At 67.6% G+C, this 16,760-nt stretch carries 19 protein-coding genes; 11 read left to right on the plus strand and 8 right to left on the minus strand.

The genetic code is table 11. The annotated features are described in order from the left end of the window. Positions 1–5: 5 nt before the first annotated feature. On the minus strand, positions 6–1,136 hold the full coding sequence (locus tag OH804_RS19000) for an MFS transporter (protein ID WP_406058531.1): 1,131 nt from the start codon (positions 1,134–1,136) through the stop codon (positions 6–8). Between the two features lie 283 nt (positions 1,137–1,419). On the opposite strand from OH804_RS19000, the gene OH804_RS19005 reads away from it, so the two are divergent. Beyond that, positions 1,420–2,313 (plus strand): helix-turn-helix transcriptional regulator, encoded by an 894-nt coding sequence (locus OH804_RS19005; protein ID WP_406058533.1) that lies wholly within the window; start codon positions 1,420–1,422, stop codon positions 2,311–2,313. Between the two features lie 18 nt (positions 2,314–2,331). Here the strand turns inward: OH804_RS19005 and OH804_RS19010 are convergent, their stop codons facing one another. Continuing rightward, positions 2,332–3,174, minus strand: coding sequence for a helix-turn-helix transcriptional regulator (locus OH804_RS19010; protein WP_196921862.1), 843 nt, complete (start codon positions 3,172–3,174; stop codon positions 2,332–2,334). 71 nt (positions 3,175–3,245) lie between these two features. Further along, positions 3,246–4,247 carry an aldo/keto reductase gene (locus tag OH804_RS19015; protein ID WP_406058535.1) on the minus strand — a complete coding sequence of 334 codons (1,002 nt, stop codon included), beginning with the start codon at positions 4,245–4,247 and terminating at the stop codon, positions 3,246–3,248. A gap of 204 nt (positions 4,248–4,451) precedes the next feature. On the opposite strand from OH804_RS19015, the gene OH804_RS19020 reads away from it, so the two are divergent. The 3 genes from OH804_RS19020 (at position 4,452) to OH804_RS19030 (ending at position 6,444) form a co-directional block, all read left to right on the plus strand. Next, positions 4,452–4,802 (plus strand): helix-turn-helix domain-containing protein, encoded by a 351-nt coding sequence (locus tag OH804_RS19020; protein WP_307788624.1) that lies wholly within the window; start codon positions 4,452–4,454, stop codon positions 4,800–4,802. 124 nt (positions 4,803–4,926) lie between these two features. After that, the gene (locus tag OH804_RS19025) at positions 4,927–5,934 is read left to right on the plus strand and encodes a zinc-dependent alcohol dehydrogenase family protein (RefSeq protein ID WP_406058537.1); all 1,008 of its coding nucleotides are present in this window, start codon (positions 4,927–4,929) and stop codon (positions 5,932–5,934) included. A gap of 123 nt (positions 5,935–6,057) precedes the next feature. After that, entirely contained in the window at positions 6,058–6,444 is a 387-nt protein-coding gene (locus OH804_RS19030) for a hypothetical protein (RefSeq protein ID WP_406058539.1), read from the plus strand. Between the two features lie 127 nt (positions 6,445–6,571). On the opposite strand, the gene OH804_RS19035 is transcribed toward OH804_RS19030, so the two are convergent. From OH804_RS19035 to OH804_RS19045, 3 genes are all read right to left on the minus strand, one after another. Beyond that, positions 6,572–7,174: a hypothetical protein gene (locus tag OH804_RS19035; RefSeq protein WP_406058541.1), complete on the minus strand. Its 603-nt coding sequence runs from the start codon at positions 7,172–7,174 to the stop codon at positions 6,572–6,574. An 84-nt stretch (positions 7,175–7,258) separates the two neighbouring features. After that, on the minus strand, positions 7,259–8,353 hold the full coding sequence (locus tag OH804_RS19040) for an arabinogalactan endo-beta-1,4-galactanase (protein WP_406066584.1): 1,095 nt from the start codon (positions 8,351–8,353) through the stop codon (positions 7,259–7,261). A gap of 57 nt (positions 8,354–8,410) precedes the next feature. Then, positions 8,411–9,580, minus strand: a complete 1,170-nt coding sequence (locus OH804_RS19045) for a cellulose binding domain-containing protein (RefSeq protein WP_406058543.1) — start codon at positions 9,578–9,580, stop codon at positions 8,411–8,413. A 195-nt stretch (positions 9,581–9,775) separates the two neighbouring features. Between OH804_RS19045 and OH804_RS19050 the strand changes: the two genes are divergently transcribed. Both OH804_RS19050 and OH804_RS19055 read left to right on the plus strand, forming a co-directional pair. Beyond that, positions 9,776–11,536, plus strand: a complete 1,761-nt coding sequence (locus tag OH804_RS19050; protein ID WP_406058545.1) for a DUF1996 domain-containing protein — start codon at positions 9,776–9,778, stop codon at positions 11,534–11,536. A 130-nt stretch (positions 11,537–11,666) separates the two neighbouring features. Beyond that, the gene (locus OH804_RS19055; RefSeq protein ID WP_406058547.1) at positions 11,667–12,494 is read left to right on the plus strand and encodes an SAM-dependent methyltransferase; all 828 of its coding nucleotides are present in this window, start codon (positions 11,667–11,669) and stop codon (positions 12,492–12,494) included. 88 nt (positions 12,495–12,582) lie between these two features. On the opposite strand, the gene OH804_RS19060 is transcribed toward OH804_RS19055, so the two are convergent. Further along, the gene (locus tag OH804_RS19060) at positions 12,583–12,990 is read right to left on the minus strand and encodes a nitroreductase family deazaflavin-dependent oxidoreductase (RefSeq protein WP_196921853.1); all 408 of its coding nucleotides are present in this window, start codon (positions 12,988–12,990) and stop codon (positions 12,583–12,585) included. Positions 12,991–13,181: 191 nt separating this feature from the next. Here OH804_RS19060 and OH804_RS19065 point away from each other — a divergent pair, with 191 nt between their 5' ends. From OH804_RS19065 to OH804_RS19075, 3 genes are all read left to right on the plus strand, one after another. Beyond that, positions 13,182–13,676 carry a hypothetical protein gene (locus OH804_RS19065; RefSeq protein ID WP_406058549.1) on the plus strand — a complete coding sequence of 165 codons (495 nt, stop codon included), beginning with the start codon at positions 13,182–13,184 and terminating at the stop codon, positions 13,674–13,676. A 9-nt stretch (positions 13,677–13,685) separates the two neighbouring features. Then, positions 13,686–14,069 carry a hypothetical protein gene (locus tag OH804_RS19070; protein ID WP_406058551.1) on the plus strand — a complete coding sequence of 128 codons (384 nt, stop codon included), beginning with the start codon at positions 13,686–13,688 and terminating at the stop codon, positions 14,067–14,069. Between the two features lie 143 nt (positions 14,070–14,212). Beyond that, complete coding sequence (locus OH804_RS19075) at positions 14,213–14,635, plus strand: GNAT family N-acetyltransferase (protein WP_406058553.1); 423 nt, start codon at positions 14,213–14,215, stop codon at positions 14,633–14,635. 199 nt (positions 14,636–14,834) lie between these two features. On the opposite strand, the gene OH804_RS19080 is transcribed toward OH804_RS19075, so the two are convergent. Beyond that, positions 14,835–15,527, minus strand: a complete 693-nt coding sequence (locus OH804_RS19080) for a hypothetical protein (RefSeq protein WP_406058555.1) — start codon at positions 15,525–15,527, stop codon at positions 14,835–14,837. Between the two features lie 128 nt (positions 15,528–15,655). Here OH804_RS19080 and OH804_RS19085 point away from each other — a divergent pair, with 128 nt between their 5' ends. Together OH804_RS19085 and OH804_RS19090 are read left to right on the plus strand one after the other, a co-directional pair. Continuing rightward, positions 15,656–16,153: a hypothetical protein gene (locus OH804_RS19085; RefSeq protein WP_406058557.1), complete on the plus strand. Its 498-nt coding sequence runs from the start codon at positions 15,656–15,658 to the stop codon at positions 16,151–16,153. A 268-nt stretch (positions 16,154–16,421) separates the two neighbouring features. Next, positions 16,422–16,616, plus strand: coding sequence for a hypothetical protein (locus OH804_RS19090; protein ID WP_406058559.1), 195 nt, complete (start codon positions 16,422–16,424; stop codon positions 16,614–16,616). Positions 16,617–16,760 lie beyond the last annotated feature (144 nt).

Below are 16,760 nucleotides of genomic sequence, written 5' to 3' on the forward strand. Positions count from 1 at the left end.
CGGCTTCAGCCGTTCCTGGGGAACGCGTACTTCTTGCCGCCGACGACAGTGGTGGCCGCGACGATCAGGAGGACGAGTGCCGCCCAGGTGATCGAGGATGTACCCAGGCTGGCGAGCAGGAGACCGCCGATGAAACCGCCGGTTGCGATAGAAGCCGAGAAGACCGTGATGGTGATCGACTGAGCGACGTTGGCGGCTTCTCCGGTGGCGTTGATCGTGGCGCCCACGAACAGGCTCGGGGAACTGCCGAACGCCAAGCCCCATGCGGCGACGGCGACGTAGACCAGCACCGGTGCGTCCGCGACGACGCCCAGGACGAGCACGCTGGCCCCGAAGAGCAGGGTGCTGCCCACGGCTAGCTTGCGCAGGTGTCGGTCGATGTGGGTTCCGACCACGAGAACGCTGAGCACGGAGGTGACTCCGAAGACGAAGAGCACCCAGCCGGTCTGGTCGGCCATCCCCAGGTGAAGCAGGAGGTCGGTGATGTAGGTGTAGAGAAGGTTGTGAGCGATCATGTACGTGGCCAACGCGAACAGAATGGGCCGCAGTCCGGGCACCACCAGGACCTGCGAGATCCTGAAACGGGCGTCGACCGGTTGGCCGGGCAGGTTCGGAACCGCCACCAGGACCCAGGCCATGGTCATGACGGTCACGGCAGCAGAGGCGTGGAAGGCGAGTTGCCAGCCCCCGAGGGTGCTCAGCCAGGTCCCCAGTGGGATGCCCAGGGCCAGCCCGATCGGGGTCCCGGCAAGGGCGATGGCGATGGCACGGCCTTGTCGTCCCTGGGGCGCGAGCCGGGCGGCGTAGCCGCCGAGAAGAGGCCAGATGAGTCCGGTTCCCAGACCTGCGACGAAGCGCAGCACCATCGTCAGCCTGTAGTCATCGGACAGCGCGGTGAGCGCGTTGGTGACGGCGACCACGGTCAGGGCAAGTTGCAGGACGTGCTTGCGCGGCCAGCTGGCCGTCGCCCACGCGAGAGGGATGGCGCCGAGCGCTGTGGCGAGCGCGTAGATCGTCACCGTCTGGCCCGTGAGCGAGACGCTCGTGTGCAGAGTGCGGCTCATTTCCGGCAGCAGGCCCGCCGGCAGGCATTCGGTGAGGATGCTGATGAAGCCGGCCAAGAAAAGGCCGAACAATGCTTTTCCCGGAAGGCGGCCCGGCCGTGCGGTCGTCGGACTCGGGCCTGTGAATGCGGTGGTGGTCATGGTGCTCTTTCAGAAATAGGGCGGTGAGCCCATCCGGGCGGACCGATGACGGAAATCCTGCGTGGCCCGGATGGGCTTGAAAACTGTTTCCTCAGGACACGTCGAGCCTGCTTCAGGCACCCGGTGCTAACCAGCCACCTGCTTGGTCTACGTCTCGTGTGACTATCACTGGCAGGGACAGGCTGGGCTGCGCACAGCGTGGAACAATTGAGATATGGCAACTGGCCACGCCGCCCACAGCGATTCCTCAGCCACGGAGCTGAGTGAGTTTCTGCGCACCCGCAGGGCCCGCCGGAAACCGGCAGATGTTGGGCTGACCGACTACAGCCGACGCCGCCGCGTCCCGGGCCTGCGCCGGGAAGAACTCGCGCAACTCGCGGGGGTCTCCGCGGCGTACTACACGCGATTCGAGCAGGGCAACGCCCGCAACGTCTCGCGTGAGGTGCTGGACGCGATCTCCCGCGTACTCGAACTCTCCGAAGTCGAGCACGCCCATCTGGTGCGACTGGCCCAGCCCAAGCGGCCTCAGCGCCGGCCCGGGCCACCGCGCCACCAGGTGCGGCCCGAGATCCGAGACCTGCTCGCCGTCCTGGAAGGTGTGCCAGCGTACGTATGGGGCCCTCGCACCGATGTGCTGGCCTGGAACCAGACCGCCTCCGCCCTCTTCGGTGACTGGGCGGCTCGCACCTCAGCGGACCGGAACTGGGCCAGGATCACTTTCCTCGACCCGGCGTCCCGGACGTTGTTCCCCGACTGGGAAGCCAAGGCGTACGACGTGGTGGGACAGCTACGGCTGGGTGCCGGCCTGCACACGGACGACCCGTCGCTGGCGTCCCTGGTCGGCGAACTGTCCTTGAAGAGCGAGGACTTCCGCAGGCTGTGGGCCACCCACGACGTCAAGAAGAAGACGCACGGCATCATGCGCCTCTCACATCCACTCGTGGGTGAGTTGACCCTTCGCTACGAGACACTCGCGCTCCCCGGTGATCCGGAGCAGTTGCTGAGCACCTACCACGCCGAGCCCGGGTCGCTCTCGGAAGAGGCGCTTCGGCTGCTGGCCAGTTGGGGAGCAGACGCCGCACAGGAGCGGGCCGCCGCAGCACAGTGACGGAATCCGCCTAGCGATTCAGGAGCGATCGAAGGATTGTTCGCCGAGGACGCGCAGGAAGTCGAAACTGTCGGCGGTGGCCGTGCCGGGTTGCGGCCGGAAGATGACCAAGCGCTGACCCGTGGTGGTGCTGAGAACGAAGTCGCACTGTACGTCGAGCCGCCCGGCTTGCGGATGGACGAGGATTTTGCGGGTGGTCTGTAGCGGGGCGACCTGCATGTCGGACCAGTACTGGGCGAATTCCGGGCTGACGGTGGTGAGATCGGCGATCAGTTGCTCGGATACGGGGTCGTGGCCGCCGCGCGCGGCGGCTGCTCGTAGGTCGGCCGCGTATCCGCGGCCGATCGCCTCGTGTTCCTCCGGCACGTTGAGCGCGCGGGATTCGGGGTGGGTGAACCAGCGCCAGGTCACGTTCGAGTGCCGGTCGTCGCCGTCGGTCCAGGAACCCAGCAGCGCGCGACTGAGGGCGTTCTGGGCGAGGATGGTGGTGCGGTCGTCGATGACGTGCGCGGGCACCGTGGTGAGTGCGTCGAGGAGGAACATCATCGCGGGATCGACGTACCCGCTGATGGTGGAGGCCGTCGGCGCCGGATGTCCGGCGAGGCGGTAGAGGTAGTCCCGTTCGTCGACGGAGAGTCGCAGCGCCCGGGCCAGGCTGCCGAGTAGAGCCTCCGAGGGGCTGGTGTTGCGCGACTGCTCGAGTCGTTCGTAGTAGTCGACGGACACATTTGCCAGGAGTGCGACTTCCTCACGGCGGAGGCCGGGGGTGCGGCGCCGCCCGCGTGAAGGGAGCCCGACGTCAGCCGGGCGAAGCGCTTGTCGGCGAGCTCGCAGGAAGTCGCCGAGTTCGGTTCGTGCCACGAACTGCCCTTTCCGGATCGCGGCGCCACCAGCACCGCTGGTGGCGCCGCGAATCCCGTCGATGTCGGAAGCTACTCCTGGATCGCGGCCATCGCCGGTCCGGTGTAGCGCTCGCCGACGGCGGCACCGACCGGAGCGGCGGCGCTCAGTTCATCGAGCAAGCCGGCGTCAATCTTGAGCTGCGCGGCGGCGACGTTCTCCTCCAGATACGTGCGGCGCTTGGTGCCCGGAATTGCGGTGACGTGGTCACCTTGCGCCAACACCCAGGCCAACGCGAGTTGGCCGGGCGTGACACCCGCCTGTTCCGCGATGGCGCGGATCCGGTCCACCAGGAGCAGGTTCTGCCGCAGGTTCTCCTCGGCGAACCGGGGCCAGGTACGACGCCAGTCGTTCTCGGGCAGGTCTTCGAGACTACGAACTGAGCCGGTGAGGAAACCACGGCCCAACGGTGCGTACGCCACGAACCCGATGCCCAGTTCACGCACCGTGTCGAGCACGCCGTTGGTCTCCACGTTGCGGGTGAACAACGAGTATTCGGTCTGCACCGCCGACAGCGGCGCGGTGGCGTGCGCGGCACGGATGTTCTCCGGCGACGCCTCGCTGATCCCGAGGTAGCGGATCTTGCCTTCGGCGACGAGTTCGCCGAGCGCGCCGAAGGTCTCCTCGACCGGCACGTTCGGGTCGACCCGATGCTGGAAGTACAGGTCGACGTAGTCGGTGCCGAGCCGGCGCAACGATCCGTCGAGCGACTTGCGGACGTAGTCAGGCTGCCCGTTGGCGCCGCCGATGATGCGCCCGGCATCGTCGAGCGTCACGCCGCCGAACTTTGTCGCGATGACGGCCTGGTGGCGACGCCCTCTCAGTGCCCGGCCGAGCAGTTCCTCCCCGGTGAGGGGGCCGTACATGTCGGCGGTGTCGAACAGGGTCACGCCCAGTTCGAGTGCGCGGTGAACGGTGGCGGCGGACTCGGCGTCGTCCGGGGTGCCGTACATCGCGGTCATGCCCATGGTGCCGAGTCCCTCGACCGAGGCCACCAGCCCTTGACCACCGATCGCGTGCTTCTGCAAGATCATGTTGATTTCTCTTCCTGGATGCCACGAGCGACTTCCGATCGCTCGTCACCAGCCTGCGACAGATCGTCGCCGTTATCGGCGTTCTGCCTATCCCCGGCCCGACAGGGCGACGATCCGACGGGGCCTGGGTCTGATCGGTCCGGGATACTTTGATCAGCGTCGTACGATGGCTGGGTTGCGATGCGCCCGTTCCAAGGAGTTGCCGTGCCCCGCCCTCGTAGTGCCGCCCGGACCGTGGAGCACCCCGACCTGTCCGAGGTCTCCCTCCAGCAGGTCATGGAGGCGTTGGCGGATCCGGTACGACGGGCGGTGGTGTCCCAGTTGGCCAGCAACGGCACGGACATGAGCTGCGGCACGTTCGAGACGCCCGTGTCGGTCTCGACGCTGACGCACCATTTCAACACGCTGCGCGAGGCCGGCGTGATCCGCCAGTACTACGTGGGAACAACCAAGATGAACGCCCTGCGCGCGGACGAGATCGAACGCCGGTTTCCCGGCCTGCTCTCGGCGGTGGTGGCTGCCGCCGGCACCGAGACGCGGGCAGGCGCGGCCTGAGCTCGTGTCATTACTACGACGGTCGTCGTAGTTTGATCGCAATCGAGATTAGCGGTAGCGTGCGGGACGGCGGCACGTTGGTTCGGCGCCGTCCCGTGACTCCTATCGCTAGGACTGATGCACCGTGGCAAAGCTCGTACAGTTCAATCGGATCGGTGGCCCCGAGGTCCTCACCCTCAACGACGTCGAGGTGGTCGCACCCGGCGCGGGCGAGGTCCGGATCCGCGTCGACGCCATCGGCCTGAACCGGGCCGAAATCATGTACCGCGACGGCGCCTACTTCGACCAGCCGGTGTTTCCCTCCACCCTCGGCTACGAGGCGGCCGGCGTGATCGAGGCGGTCGGCCAGGGTGTGGATGGCCTCACCGAGGGTGCCACGGTCAGCGTCGTGCCGGCGTTCCTGCAGAGCAGGTACGGCACGTACGGCACCCATATCATCGTTCCGGCCTCGGCTGTCGTGCCTCGCCCCGTCCACGTCGAGCCCACCCAGGCGGCGGCCGTCTGGATGGCCTACATCACCGCCTACGGACCCCTCATCGAGTCCGGAAAGGTGCGCCCTGGCGACCACGTGCTGATCGCGGCAGCCTCCAGCAGCGTCGGCCTCGCCGCCATCCAGCTCGCCAACCACATCGGCGCGATCCCGATCGCCACCACGCGCGGCTCCGGCAAGAAGCAGCGCCTGCTGGACGCCGGCGCGGCCCACGTGATCGTCACCAACGACGAGGACCTTCCTGCCCGCATCAAGGAAATCACCGGCGGCGAAGGCGTCCGCCTGGCGTTCGACCCGATCGCCGGGCCCGGCGTGGAGACCCTCGCGCTGGGCATCGCCCCGGACGGGTTCCTGGTGGTCTACGGAGCGCTCGACCCGCGCCCCACCCCGCTACCCAACGCGCAGTCCTACCCGGCGCTGAACAGCAGCACCTACACCCTCTTCGAGATCACGATGAACCCGGAACGCCTGCGCCGCGCCGTCGCCTTCGTCAACGCGGGACTCGCCTCAGGCGCCATCGCCCCGGTCGTCGATCGCATCTTCGACCTCACGGAGATCGCCGAGGCCCACCGCTACATGGCCGCCAACGGCCAGGTCGGCAAGATCGTCATCACTGTCACCCACGACGACGTCACGGCCTGAGCCGGTGCCGATGGAGTGATCGGACGATTGCGCAGGCCGTCGCACCCTGTTGCTTGACCCTTCAAATTTCCACCGGTAGCCTTTTGGCATTCATCCATGAATGTCTATTCAATGAGGTGAACCGTGCTGTTGAAATCCATCGCCCTCGCCGCGTCCGTCGCCGGCGTGCTGGCCACCGCCCCCGCCGCTTCGGCGGCAAGCTCCCAAGCATCAAACGAAGCCTGGCCACCCGGGAACTGTCCGCAGGGCACGTTCTGCATCTGGCCCAACTGGGATCACCCGGCAGAGGGTCCGACCGCGACTCCGTCTCTGGTGACCACTACCGAATGGTCCGGTAACGTCCCGGCCTTCAACTTCTACAACCGCACCTCCCGCAACGCCGAGATCACCTGGTCGTACAACTACCTCGGGACGCAGCTTTCCGGCGCGATCTGTGCTCGCCCCGGCGGCGGGGACCTGTACGTGCCAATGTTCGCGACGAAGGTGAGTTGGCAGCCGCGCACCTGCTGATCCTCGCCCGCCGCCTGATCGTGGCGCCGATCGCCCTCCACGACGCCCGTTGAGCCTGCGAAACGCTTCTCGCCGACCTCGACGTCCACCCGAGTGCCAGTGAACAAATGCCCTCCCAGACCGTGGTTCAACTCCCGCGATTCGGGTCGGAAAGAGCGTTCCAGTCCTCGGCGCTCATCGGAAACGGGCCCCAGTGCGGCAGGTAGAAGGGCCGCCGCGGTGGGTCGGCCACAGTGAACGGCTTGAACGCCGGATCCGCGATCACCCGGTAGACGAACTCGGCCGTCGACATGTCGAATTGGTGCCACGACTCGATGCCGTCCCGCCGCGCGACCACAGGCCACCGATCGGGCTCCACTGAGCGGTCCGCCAGCCAGTAGTACTCCCCTTCGGTCTGGTCACTGCCCCACTGGATCAGCCCAGGCCCCTTGTCAGGCTCGTACAGCTCGTAGGGGCCCCACAGCTGCGCCGACTCATGGCCAGCTGCCCACTGCCGACAGGAGGCCCAGGTCCGCAGCAACGGCTGCGCGTGGTCGTCGGTCGGCCGCAGAAGGTCGAGGTACGCGTAGAACGCCCCCGGCACGAACCGCCGGCACAGCTCTTTGAAGTCCGACGGCAGCACGACCCCCAGTTCGGCTTCCGCCTGCTCCCAGCCGGCATCACCCTCAGGATCGTGGCACCATCCGGTCGCTTCGACGATCCGGTCGATCCACGTCTGCTGATCATCCACGGCCGGCAAGGTAACAGCACACGCGGACATCTCCTCGCCTGGACGGCACCCGCCGGCTGCCCGATGCCGGCTCAGCTGCTGCAGTCAGGGCGTCCAGCGCACGCCCGGGTTCACCCGCCCGGACCAGTCGAAGACAGCCATGTTGTCCCACTGGTTTCCGGTGCCGGTGATGTTGGCCGGGTCCCAGCCGTTGCCGCGCACCGCGTACCAGGTCGGTTCCCAGTAGAAGACACCGATGGCACCCGCGTTGCGGGCGGTGTTCTGGACCCAGTCGAACTCCTGGGCCTGCCCGGACCAGGTCGCGCTGATGCCGTCACAGGTAGCGTCGCCGATGGCGTTCGGCTCGCTGTCCGCGTTGTTCCGGGTGAACGGGTACGCGGTCTCCACGATCACCACCGGCTTGCCGTAGCGACCGCGCAGGTCGACGATGTTGTTGTAGAGGTTCGCCAGGCTGCCGTGCCACATGCAGTAGTACGACTGCGCGGTGATGTCCCACTGCACACCCTGGGCGCGGATGCCGTCGTAGAACCATCGGGCGTTGGCGTTGCTGTCGGCGTTGGCGGTATGGATCATCACCGGGATGCCGCCGCCGCACGCCTTGGTCGCGTTGTAGCCCTGCTTCAGCAGCCCTGCCAGCGGGGCGAAGTCGTTGTTGACGACCTTGCCCTCGTTCCACAGCATCCCAACGTTGATCTCGTTGCCGATCTGCACACTGTCCGGTGGGGTGCCCTGCCCCTTGAGGCTGGCGCAGACGTCGTAGGTGAAGGTGTAGACGTCGGTACGCAGTTGGCTCAGGCTGTGGCCGGCCCAGGCGGCCGGCTTGTACTGCTTACCGGGGTCGGCCCAGGTGTCGGAGTAGTGGAAGTCGATGAGCACCTTGAGGCCCTTCGCCCTGGCCGCCCTCGCCTGGCCCAACACCGCGTTCTTGTTGTTGTAGCCGCTGATCGGGTTGTTCCAGACGCGCAGCCGGACGTAGTTGACGCCAACGGACTTCAGGATGTCCAGCGGGTCGCGGGCTATCCCGCCGGCGTCGTAGTACTTGGCGCCGAGATCCAGGCTGCGCTGCAACGAGGAGACGTCGGCGCCCCGCATGGTGAGCGTGTTAGCGGCCGAGACAGGCGCGGGCGCGCCGCCGAGCGTGGTGGCGACGGCGAGGATGCCGACCGTGGCAGCCCCGATCAGGGCCCTGGCGCGGCGGCGGTGGGAGGTGACCGAATGTGTGCTCAAGAGACTCCTTCAGCCCACAGTGCAGGGGGCGCCGTTCAGCGAGAAGCCGGTCGGTGGCGCGTCGCTGACGTCCCACCGCCCCTGGACGCCGAACGTCGCGGAGCTGTTCGGCGCGAGGACGCGGTTCCAGTCGACGTTACGAGCGGTCACTGTGGTCCCGGTCTGGCCGATCGCGGCGTTCCACCCCGAGGTGACCTGCTGGTCTCCCGGGAAGTTGAAGGTGACGGCCCAGCCGTCGATCGGTGCCGCCCCGGCGTTGTGGACCGTCGCCGTGGCCACGAAACCGCCCTGCCACTCGGACTGGTTGCGGTAGGTCACCCGGCAGGTCGAGGGCGGCGGGGGCGTCGGAGTGGTCGTCGTCGTGGGCAGAGTGACAGTGTTCGACGCGATCGACACGTTGCCCACCGCGTCCCGTGCCCGCACGTAGTACAGGTTGCGCAGCGGCGTCGACGCAGGTAGCGGCGTCGTGTACGTCGTACCCGGCACGGTGGCGACCAGTTGCGAGGTGAACCAGCCGTCGAACCGGTAGACGTTGTACCCGAGCACGCCGACGTTGTCCGTCGACGGCGACCAGGACAACGTGCCGGTCGAGGCGGTCACCTCGCCGACGGTCAGGTTCTGCGGCGCGCTCGGCGGGGTGGTGTCCGGGCCGGTGTCCGTCACCGGTGTGACCACTGTCAGGGCGTTTGACCAGTTCGATCGTTGTCCAAGGCTGTCCCGGGCGATCAATCGGAACGTGTACTGCTGGCCCGCCCCAAGGTGGCCGGTGATCGTGGTGCTGGTGACCGCCCCGGCGCTGGCGCTGAAGACGATGTCGCCGAACTCCTGGTAGTACGTGATGTCGTACCCGGTGATGGCGCAGCAGCCGGACGTGGCGGCCGTCCAGGTGAGGGTGACCGACGCGCTCCGGACCTCGCTGGCGGTCAGGTTCGTGGGCGCACTCGGGGGGACAGGCGACGTACTCGGCGTACTGGACGGCGTAGTCGGCGCTGCGACGGACACCACGGCCCCAGCGGGCGCCGGGGCGACCCCCGGATGCGCGGCGGGCGCAGCCGTGCCGGCGTCGGCCGCCGGTGCGGCGCTCAGAGCGGTGCCGAGCACCGCCGCGGAGAGGACGACGGCGGCCAGCAGGACCGACCGCAGACGGCGGAACAGCGAGGACGAGCGAACGCCTGTCATACGTCGACGATGGCGCAATAGATCGATGATCGCCAACGTGTCTCACGCCTCGGCCGGTGACCGGCCCGGCTCATTCCCGACTTCTTACCGAACCATGACGTGCCCGGTAACCGTTGACCGTTGGCCGTGCGCCGGCCCGTACCGAGGGGAGACAGCCCATCACCGGAGCCGCTTTCCGGCTTTGAGGAGATTCCGATGAACCGCAGAAAGAACGGGACCGCACTGGTCCAGACCCGGCCGGCCAGGCTCGCCATGGCCGCGCTCGTGCTGGCGGCCACCGGTGCGCTCACCGCCACCTTCGTCTCCAGCGGCGGCAAGGGCACCGCGGATGCCGCCACCAGCCTGGACCAGTTCGTGTCGATCGAGAACGTGCCGCCGAACGTGCGGGACCGGCGCCCGGCCGCCGGTGCGTCGACCGGCCGGTTCACCGTCGACTGTGGCACGAACGGCAACGGCAAGTTCAGCCCGGACAATCCGGTGGCCCAGCCCGGCATCCGCAACGGCGCAGAACACGTCCACGACTTCGTCGGCAACCTGGCCATCACCGCGAACTCCTCCAACGCCGATCTGGACGCCTCCGGCACCACCTGCCGCAACGGTGACAAGTCGTCCTACTTCTGGCCGGTCGTGCGCATCGACAAGACCGTCCGCAGCGGTAAGCACGTCCAACAGGCCCTCGCCCAGACCCAGCCGATGGTCGTCTGCCCCTCGGTCGGCAAACGGCTGCGGGCAGTCCCCACCGGGGCCCGCAGCACCGTCGACCGCCTGCTGGCCGAGCTGGATCGCCAGCAGGCCGCCGCGAACCAGCGGATGACCGCCAGCCGGGGCCGCATCGACCCCTCCTTCAACCGGGAGGTCATCGACTCGCTGCGGGCCCGCCGTGCCGCGATGATCAAGCAGATCAGCACCACGATCACCGCCGCCGGCGGCAACCAGCCCGGCCTGGTCTCGCTTGTCGACTGTGACGTCAGCTACGACGACATGCATGCCCGGATGCCCGGCAGCGCCCACCGGTCGAGCGTCGAGGCGGCCCAGGCCGCGAATCCGCGAATCCAGTGCCCGGCCGTGCGGGACAGGCTGCCGGGCGTACCCGATCGGGCGCTCGCCGAGGTGAACCGCAACCTCGACGACCTCGACCGGCAGATTTCCGAGGCCAACGAACGCCTGGTCACCAGCCGTGGCCAGGGCGGCCCGGCCTTCGTCGACAACGCCATCCTCGGACCGCTGCGCGCCAAGCGGGTCGCCGTGCTCGACCGGATCGCCACCGCGATCGGGCGGCAGGCCGCCCGCCCGCAGGGTCTCGAAGCGCTCGCCGGCTGCACGCTGGACCAGGCCCCCAGCACCCCGGCGGCACCGAGCAGCGCACCCACCAGCGCCGCCGCGCTCCCCGACCCGCAGGGACCCAACTTCGAACTGCCCGGCAACACCGGCGGCATCGTCCGCCCGGCGCAGGTGCTGATCGAGTACCGCGGCAACCCCGTCAGCAAGGTCGTACCGATGCCGAAGTTCCTGCGGGCCCTCACCGGCGACGCCAAGCCCACCAGCCGTGGTCCGGCCAACGCCCGCGCCACCTGGACCTGCTCGGGCTTCACCGACCGGCTTTCCGACAAGTACCCGATCTGCCCCGCCGGCAGCCGGGTACAGCGCGTACACGACTTCCCCGGCTGCTGGGACGGCAGGAACATCGACAGCGACAACCACCGCAACCACGTCGCGTTCGCCGACAAGGCCACCGGCGCCTGCCCGCAGGGCTTCCGGGCGATCCCGCAACTGCGGATCACCGTGGCCTACGACATCGCCCGCGACGTGCAGGTCAGAGGCCAGTACGCCCTCGACTCCTTCCCTGAGGAGAACCACAACCCCTTCTCCGACCACAACGACTTCGTCAACGTCAACTCCGCCCAGACGATGCAACGCATCGCCACCTGCATCAACAAGGGCAAGAACTGTTCCTGACGCCCGGGCCGCGTCGCTGGGAGCGATACCAGTGGGGCAAAATTCGATGCCCCCGATCGTTACACTCGCCGAAACGCCGGCACCGCCGCAGACCTCAGCCTGCGCCATCCCCCTTCGATAGGAGACGCCTGTGACCCGCGACAAGGCGGCACCCCCCGGCATCGACCCCAACATTCCCAGCGTGGCCCGGGTCTATGACTTCTTCCTGGGCGGCAAGGACAACTTCGAGGTCGACCGGAAGGTCGCCGAGCACGCCCTGCGGATCACACCGGACGGGCCGGCAGCCGGCCAGGCGAACCGGGCCTTCCTGCGTCGAGTGATTCGCTTCCTCGTCAGCGAGGCGGGCATCGACCAGTTCCTCGACATCGGGTCGGGGCTGCCCACCCAGGGCAACGTGCACGAGGTCGCCACCGAGCAGAACCCGAAGGCTCAGGTGGTCTATGTGGACAACGACCCCATCGTCCTGACACACGGGCGGGCCCTGCTCGCCGCTGAGGGCACCGCGACGGTGATCCAAGCGGACATCAGGGAGCCGGAGGCGATCCTCAACCACGCGGACGTACGTCGGTTCCTCGACTTCGACCGGCCGATCGGGTTGCTGCTCTTCGCGATCCTGCACCACCTCGGCGACGACGAGGACCCGCGAGCGGTGGCGGCTGCGTTGATCGACGCACTGCCCTCCGGCAGCTACGTGGCGATCTCGCACTTCCGTGACCCGGGCGAGCGAGACCCCGAGGGCTCCCGCAAGGCCCGCGAGGTCGAGCGGATCTTCAACGAATCGTTGGGCACCGGCCGTTGGCGTACCGACGAGGAGATCCTCTCGTTCGCCGACGGGCTGACGGTGCTGGAGCCGGGACTGGTGCCGCTGGCCGAGTGGCGTCCAGAGCCGGACGCACCGGCCGGGGTGCAGACCGACACCTATCACACTTTTGTCGGGCTCCTCGCCCGCAAACCGTAGGCGCCGTCTTCTGGTGAGGTCCGTCGGCGGGGGCGCCCCCGCCGACGGGCTCGCGCGTCAGATCTGAACTCGGTTGTACCGTCCCTGCCTAGGGCGCGGGTTCCAACACGACGACCGGGATCTGGCGGCTGGTCTTCCGCTCGTAGTCGGCGAAGCCTGGATACGCGGCCTTCTGCGCGCTCCAGATCCGTTCCCGTTCGTCCCCGGCGGCAACTCTGGCGACCAACTCGACCTTGTCCGTACCGATCTCCGCTTGGGCTTTCGGGTGGGCGAGCAGGTTGTAATACCAGTCAGGATTGCTGGGCGCACCGCCCTTGGAGGCGAACACGGCATATCCGCCGTCGACCTTCTGGTACATCATCGGGCTCACGCGAGGCTGGCCGCTCTTGGCACCGACCGTGTGCAACAGCAACAGCGGGGCGCCAGCGAACTGACCGCCGACCTGCCCACCGTTGGCGCGAAACTCCGCGATGATCTTGTCGTTAAAGTCGCTCATGCTTCTCCCCGCGTCCGCACACCGGCTCCATCGACACATTCTGACAGTCCCATCGATGCACGGCACCGCGACCACGCGCCAACAAGCCCGGCGGCGACGACGCGTACCGCCCTGCCGCGCGGCTGCGGCCGGCGCCCGCTGCTGCTCACGGAGGCTGCAGTCGCCACGTGCGCCCACGTAGAGTCTCAGCCGTGAGTGCGGGCCGCTTCGAGCGTTATGACCGCTACGAACGCGCCCTTCGTGACGTACTCAAAATTCTCAACCTCGCGGCGCCGCCGGCACCTTCCGGCGACGCGCGCAACGACCCGCGGGCCCGGCGGCACTGGCACCCAAGCCACACCCAGTGGCACATCAGACCAGCGCTCGCCGCCTTCGGCCGCCGACGCGTCCAGACCAGGCTGCTCGAACATCTCCGAACGGGGACGGACTACGAGATCATCGGCGCGGCCGACGCCTGGTACTGCACGTACCTGCGCGTCGCGGGCAGTGATCCCGAGGACGATCCGTGCACCGACCTGCGGCATGCCTTCCAAGAAACCGGCCTGCACATTTTCCTGGCAAACGACAACCCGAGAGTCCGCCGCCGCCTCCTCACCCTGCTGAACCTTCGCGCCAACGAAAGCCCACCGGAGCTGCGCCCACTGGTCTCCGAGGTGCTTCGCATCGTTCGCGCTCACGCCGGATAGCCTTCCACCGTGCGGTACCTCAGCCGGTCGCTTCTCCTTGGCGCGTTGCGTCGCAGGAAGGAGGTCGAGCAGTTCCTCGGACCCGTGACGCGGGAGGGCGCTGGCGGCATCCGCTGGGTTGCCATCTGGCCCTGGCAAGACGGCTACAACGTGTCCGTCCATGATGTCGAGGACCTGAACGACGAGAGCTGCCGGGACCTTTCGGTGTTTCCGTCGCTCGATCGGGACCGCGAGGACGACCCTGGGCCTGGTCGCGTGATCGGTCACGTTCAGGACCCGGCCGAAGCGCTGGATCTGGCAGAGCGGACGACCGGGGCGTTGCCGCATCGCTGGGTCAACCATGGCGTCGCCGGGGAGGACTATGCGGACTTCGTCCGCGCCAAGAACTCCTGACGCCACTCCCGCACCGACACTCCGAAACCCGAGCCCATCGATCCAGATCACGCCGCCATGCCGACTGGCACCAACCTTTCACCCTCTGCCGGCCGGGCCGGCTGGGGGCACCGCCAGCGACCGACTCGCCTAGACTTCGCCGGGTGATCGTGCGGAGGGCCATCGCGGCAGACGTGGCGGCGCTGGCGGAACTACGTGGCATCGGCAGGGACAATTTCAGCGCGTACGCCGACTGGGTGGCCTCCCACACGGACACGCATCTGCCGTTCGTCGCCGAAGTCGACGGGCACGTCGTCGGCGCCGCCTGGCTCCTCGTCGCAGAACGAGTGCCCAGTAACGATTCGCTAGACCGCCGGTACGGCGATATCCAGTCGGTCGAAGTCCGCGAGGAGTACCGCAACCGCGGCATCGGTGGCGCCCTCGTGGCCGCGATCCTGACCGAGGCCCGTGCGCGAAGGCTGCTGCACGTAACCGTCCACTCCGGCCGCCGCGCTGTCGACTTCTACCTGCGTAACGGCTTCAGCCACCACCGCGAGATCCTGCTCTGGAAGCCGGACGTTTCCTGACCAGACCCGTCGACCGGTACCGCCACGACCGCCGGACCAGAGGGCCATTCGGCCCGCAGCAGCCCAACTGCTATGCACAGCAGCGCAAATCAATCCGACCTCACCGCTGTACCACCAAGCGCCCGAAACTAACGATAGGAAGATGGCCCTGGCGCTAAGCGCCAGGGCCGTCCCAATCCATCGTCGCGGAGGCTGGTCATCAGCTCCCGGAGTCGGGGTACAGGTACAGGTCGAAGTGCCACTTCTGGTGGTCAAGCTCGAACTGCTGGCTGCTGCCGTAGAGGCTGGGCGGGCCAGCGTAGGTGCCGACGAGGTTGTACAGGCCCGGGTCGACAGCGAACCGGAAGGCACCATCGGGACCGGTCACGAACTCGATCCCAGCTGGCTCCAGTCGAATTGTCGCCCCCTCCAGCGGCAGCCAGGTGGTCATGTCCAGCGCTTGGCCCTCGAGGTTCCAGATAGCGGACACAGTGAAGCTTCCCTGCGTCATGGGGCTCAGCCGGCCGCGGCGGTCGACCGCCACCGCGTAGACCGGCCGCTGACCCGTCACGCTGCCTACGTCGATCGTCACATTGGCCGTACCGTCCGAAGCCGCGTGGACCTCGCTGCCGAGGTTCGCGTCGCCGACGCTGTACCGGAACCTGGTCACCCGGGTGTCGCCGTTCGCGTCGAACCTGATGGCGATCTGGCCACCTTCGGCGGCACTGTCCCCGTCCGGGAAGCTGATTGCCGGCTGAAGAGGCGCCTTCGTCCCGGACGGTCCTCGGACGGCCGCCGACGCAGGCGATGCCACCAGCATCGAACCGGTGGCCAGGGCCAGTGACGCGGCCAAAGCGGCAACACCACGGCGAGTGAGACGGGTGCGCGCACCCAAGGTTGATCCGACGAACATTCCAGCCCCCGCATCATCAGAACGTCATGGCGCGCTCACCCTAGACAGCAAGATGATCTCCGTCAACGTCTTTCAATGCGTTGCCAAAGGACTGTCGTGCGGCGTGCCGCTGCTAGCCTCGCGGGCTGATGAAACGTTGCTTCGGTGACCGGGCCACCTTCGCTGTGGAGGTGGGCGAGGTCCAACCGCCCTCACTCCGCGTTGTCGACCTCTGGATGGCTGGCAAGCGGCTGACCACCGACGACAATTCGGTCTTTGTCCCGTCCTTCGCTCACGCGATGCGGGCGAGCGCTGCCCGGGTGCACCGACGTGACGTCAAGCCCTGTCCATCCCCCGGCCGTGCCCCGGAGGAAATCTTCCGAATGCTTGACGCCGACGAGACAGGGTTCCGGGAGCAGTTCTGGTTCATACAGTGGGGCGAGACCGTCGACAACGTGTCCACGTACGCCTACCTCGAAGACGACCTGGTGATCGTCTTCGCGTTCTGGCGGGCAAGCCATCCCTTCCCGGAGGATCTGGGGAAGGTCTTCGTCGCCAGGATCCCGCCGGACGAGTTTGCGGTCACCGTCGAGGAAGCAGCCGATCTCCTGGACACTGAGTTCGTTGACGTCGATCCGCGTCGGTGAAGGGTCACGTTATGCCTGGTTCGCCGCGCTCGTCTCCGGACTCGCTCGCTCGTCGGAGTAGGCGTTGCCCCGCGACGACGCCGATCTCGATTTCCAGGCTCGACGGCCAACGGCTGATACGGGCATCATCCGTTGCCACCAGGGCTGGTACGACACCCGCCGCGTCATCATCCCGGCCGTCCTCGTCTCGGTCGCCGCTGTCACTGTTGCTACCGGCCGGCGGTAATGGGAGGGCGAGGCTCGCCCTTTGGAGCCTAGAGTGCGATCCATGTCGGGCCGGCGGGAACGCATACGTCGAGAGCTGGGTGGCTTCCTCAAGCAGTACGCCCGCAGTTCTCGATCTCGCAACGGAATGAATCCCAACGATCGCCAGTACAGCCGCAAACTGGAAACCCAGATCAAGCGGTTGCGCCCTGAGGACCTCGACTGTCTGATGCGAGACGACGAAGGCGACGACCAGTAGCAGGCACCAGGGCTTGGGAACAGCGCAGAGTCCGAGCTATGACGGGAAGATCGCGCCGTTCGCCGTCAGACGGGGCGGTGGTTCCAGGCTCACACCACCAGCCGACCATTGACCGGTCGATCGACCACAGCTCGCGGCCCATAC

The sequence above is a fragment of the Micromonospora sp. NBC_00860 genome, assembly GCF_045207375.1.
In the GTDB taxonomy this organism is placed as follows: Bacteria; Actinomycetota; Actinomycetes; order Mycobacteriales; family Micromonosporaceae; genus Micromonospora; species Micromonospora vinacea.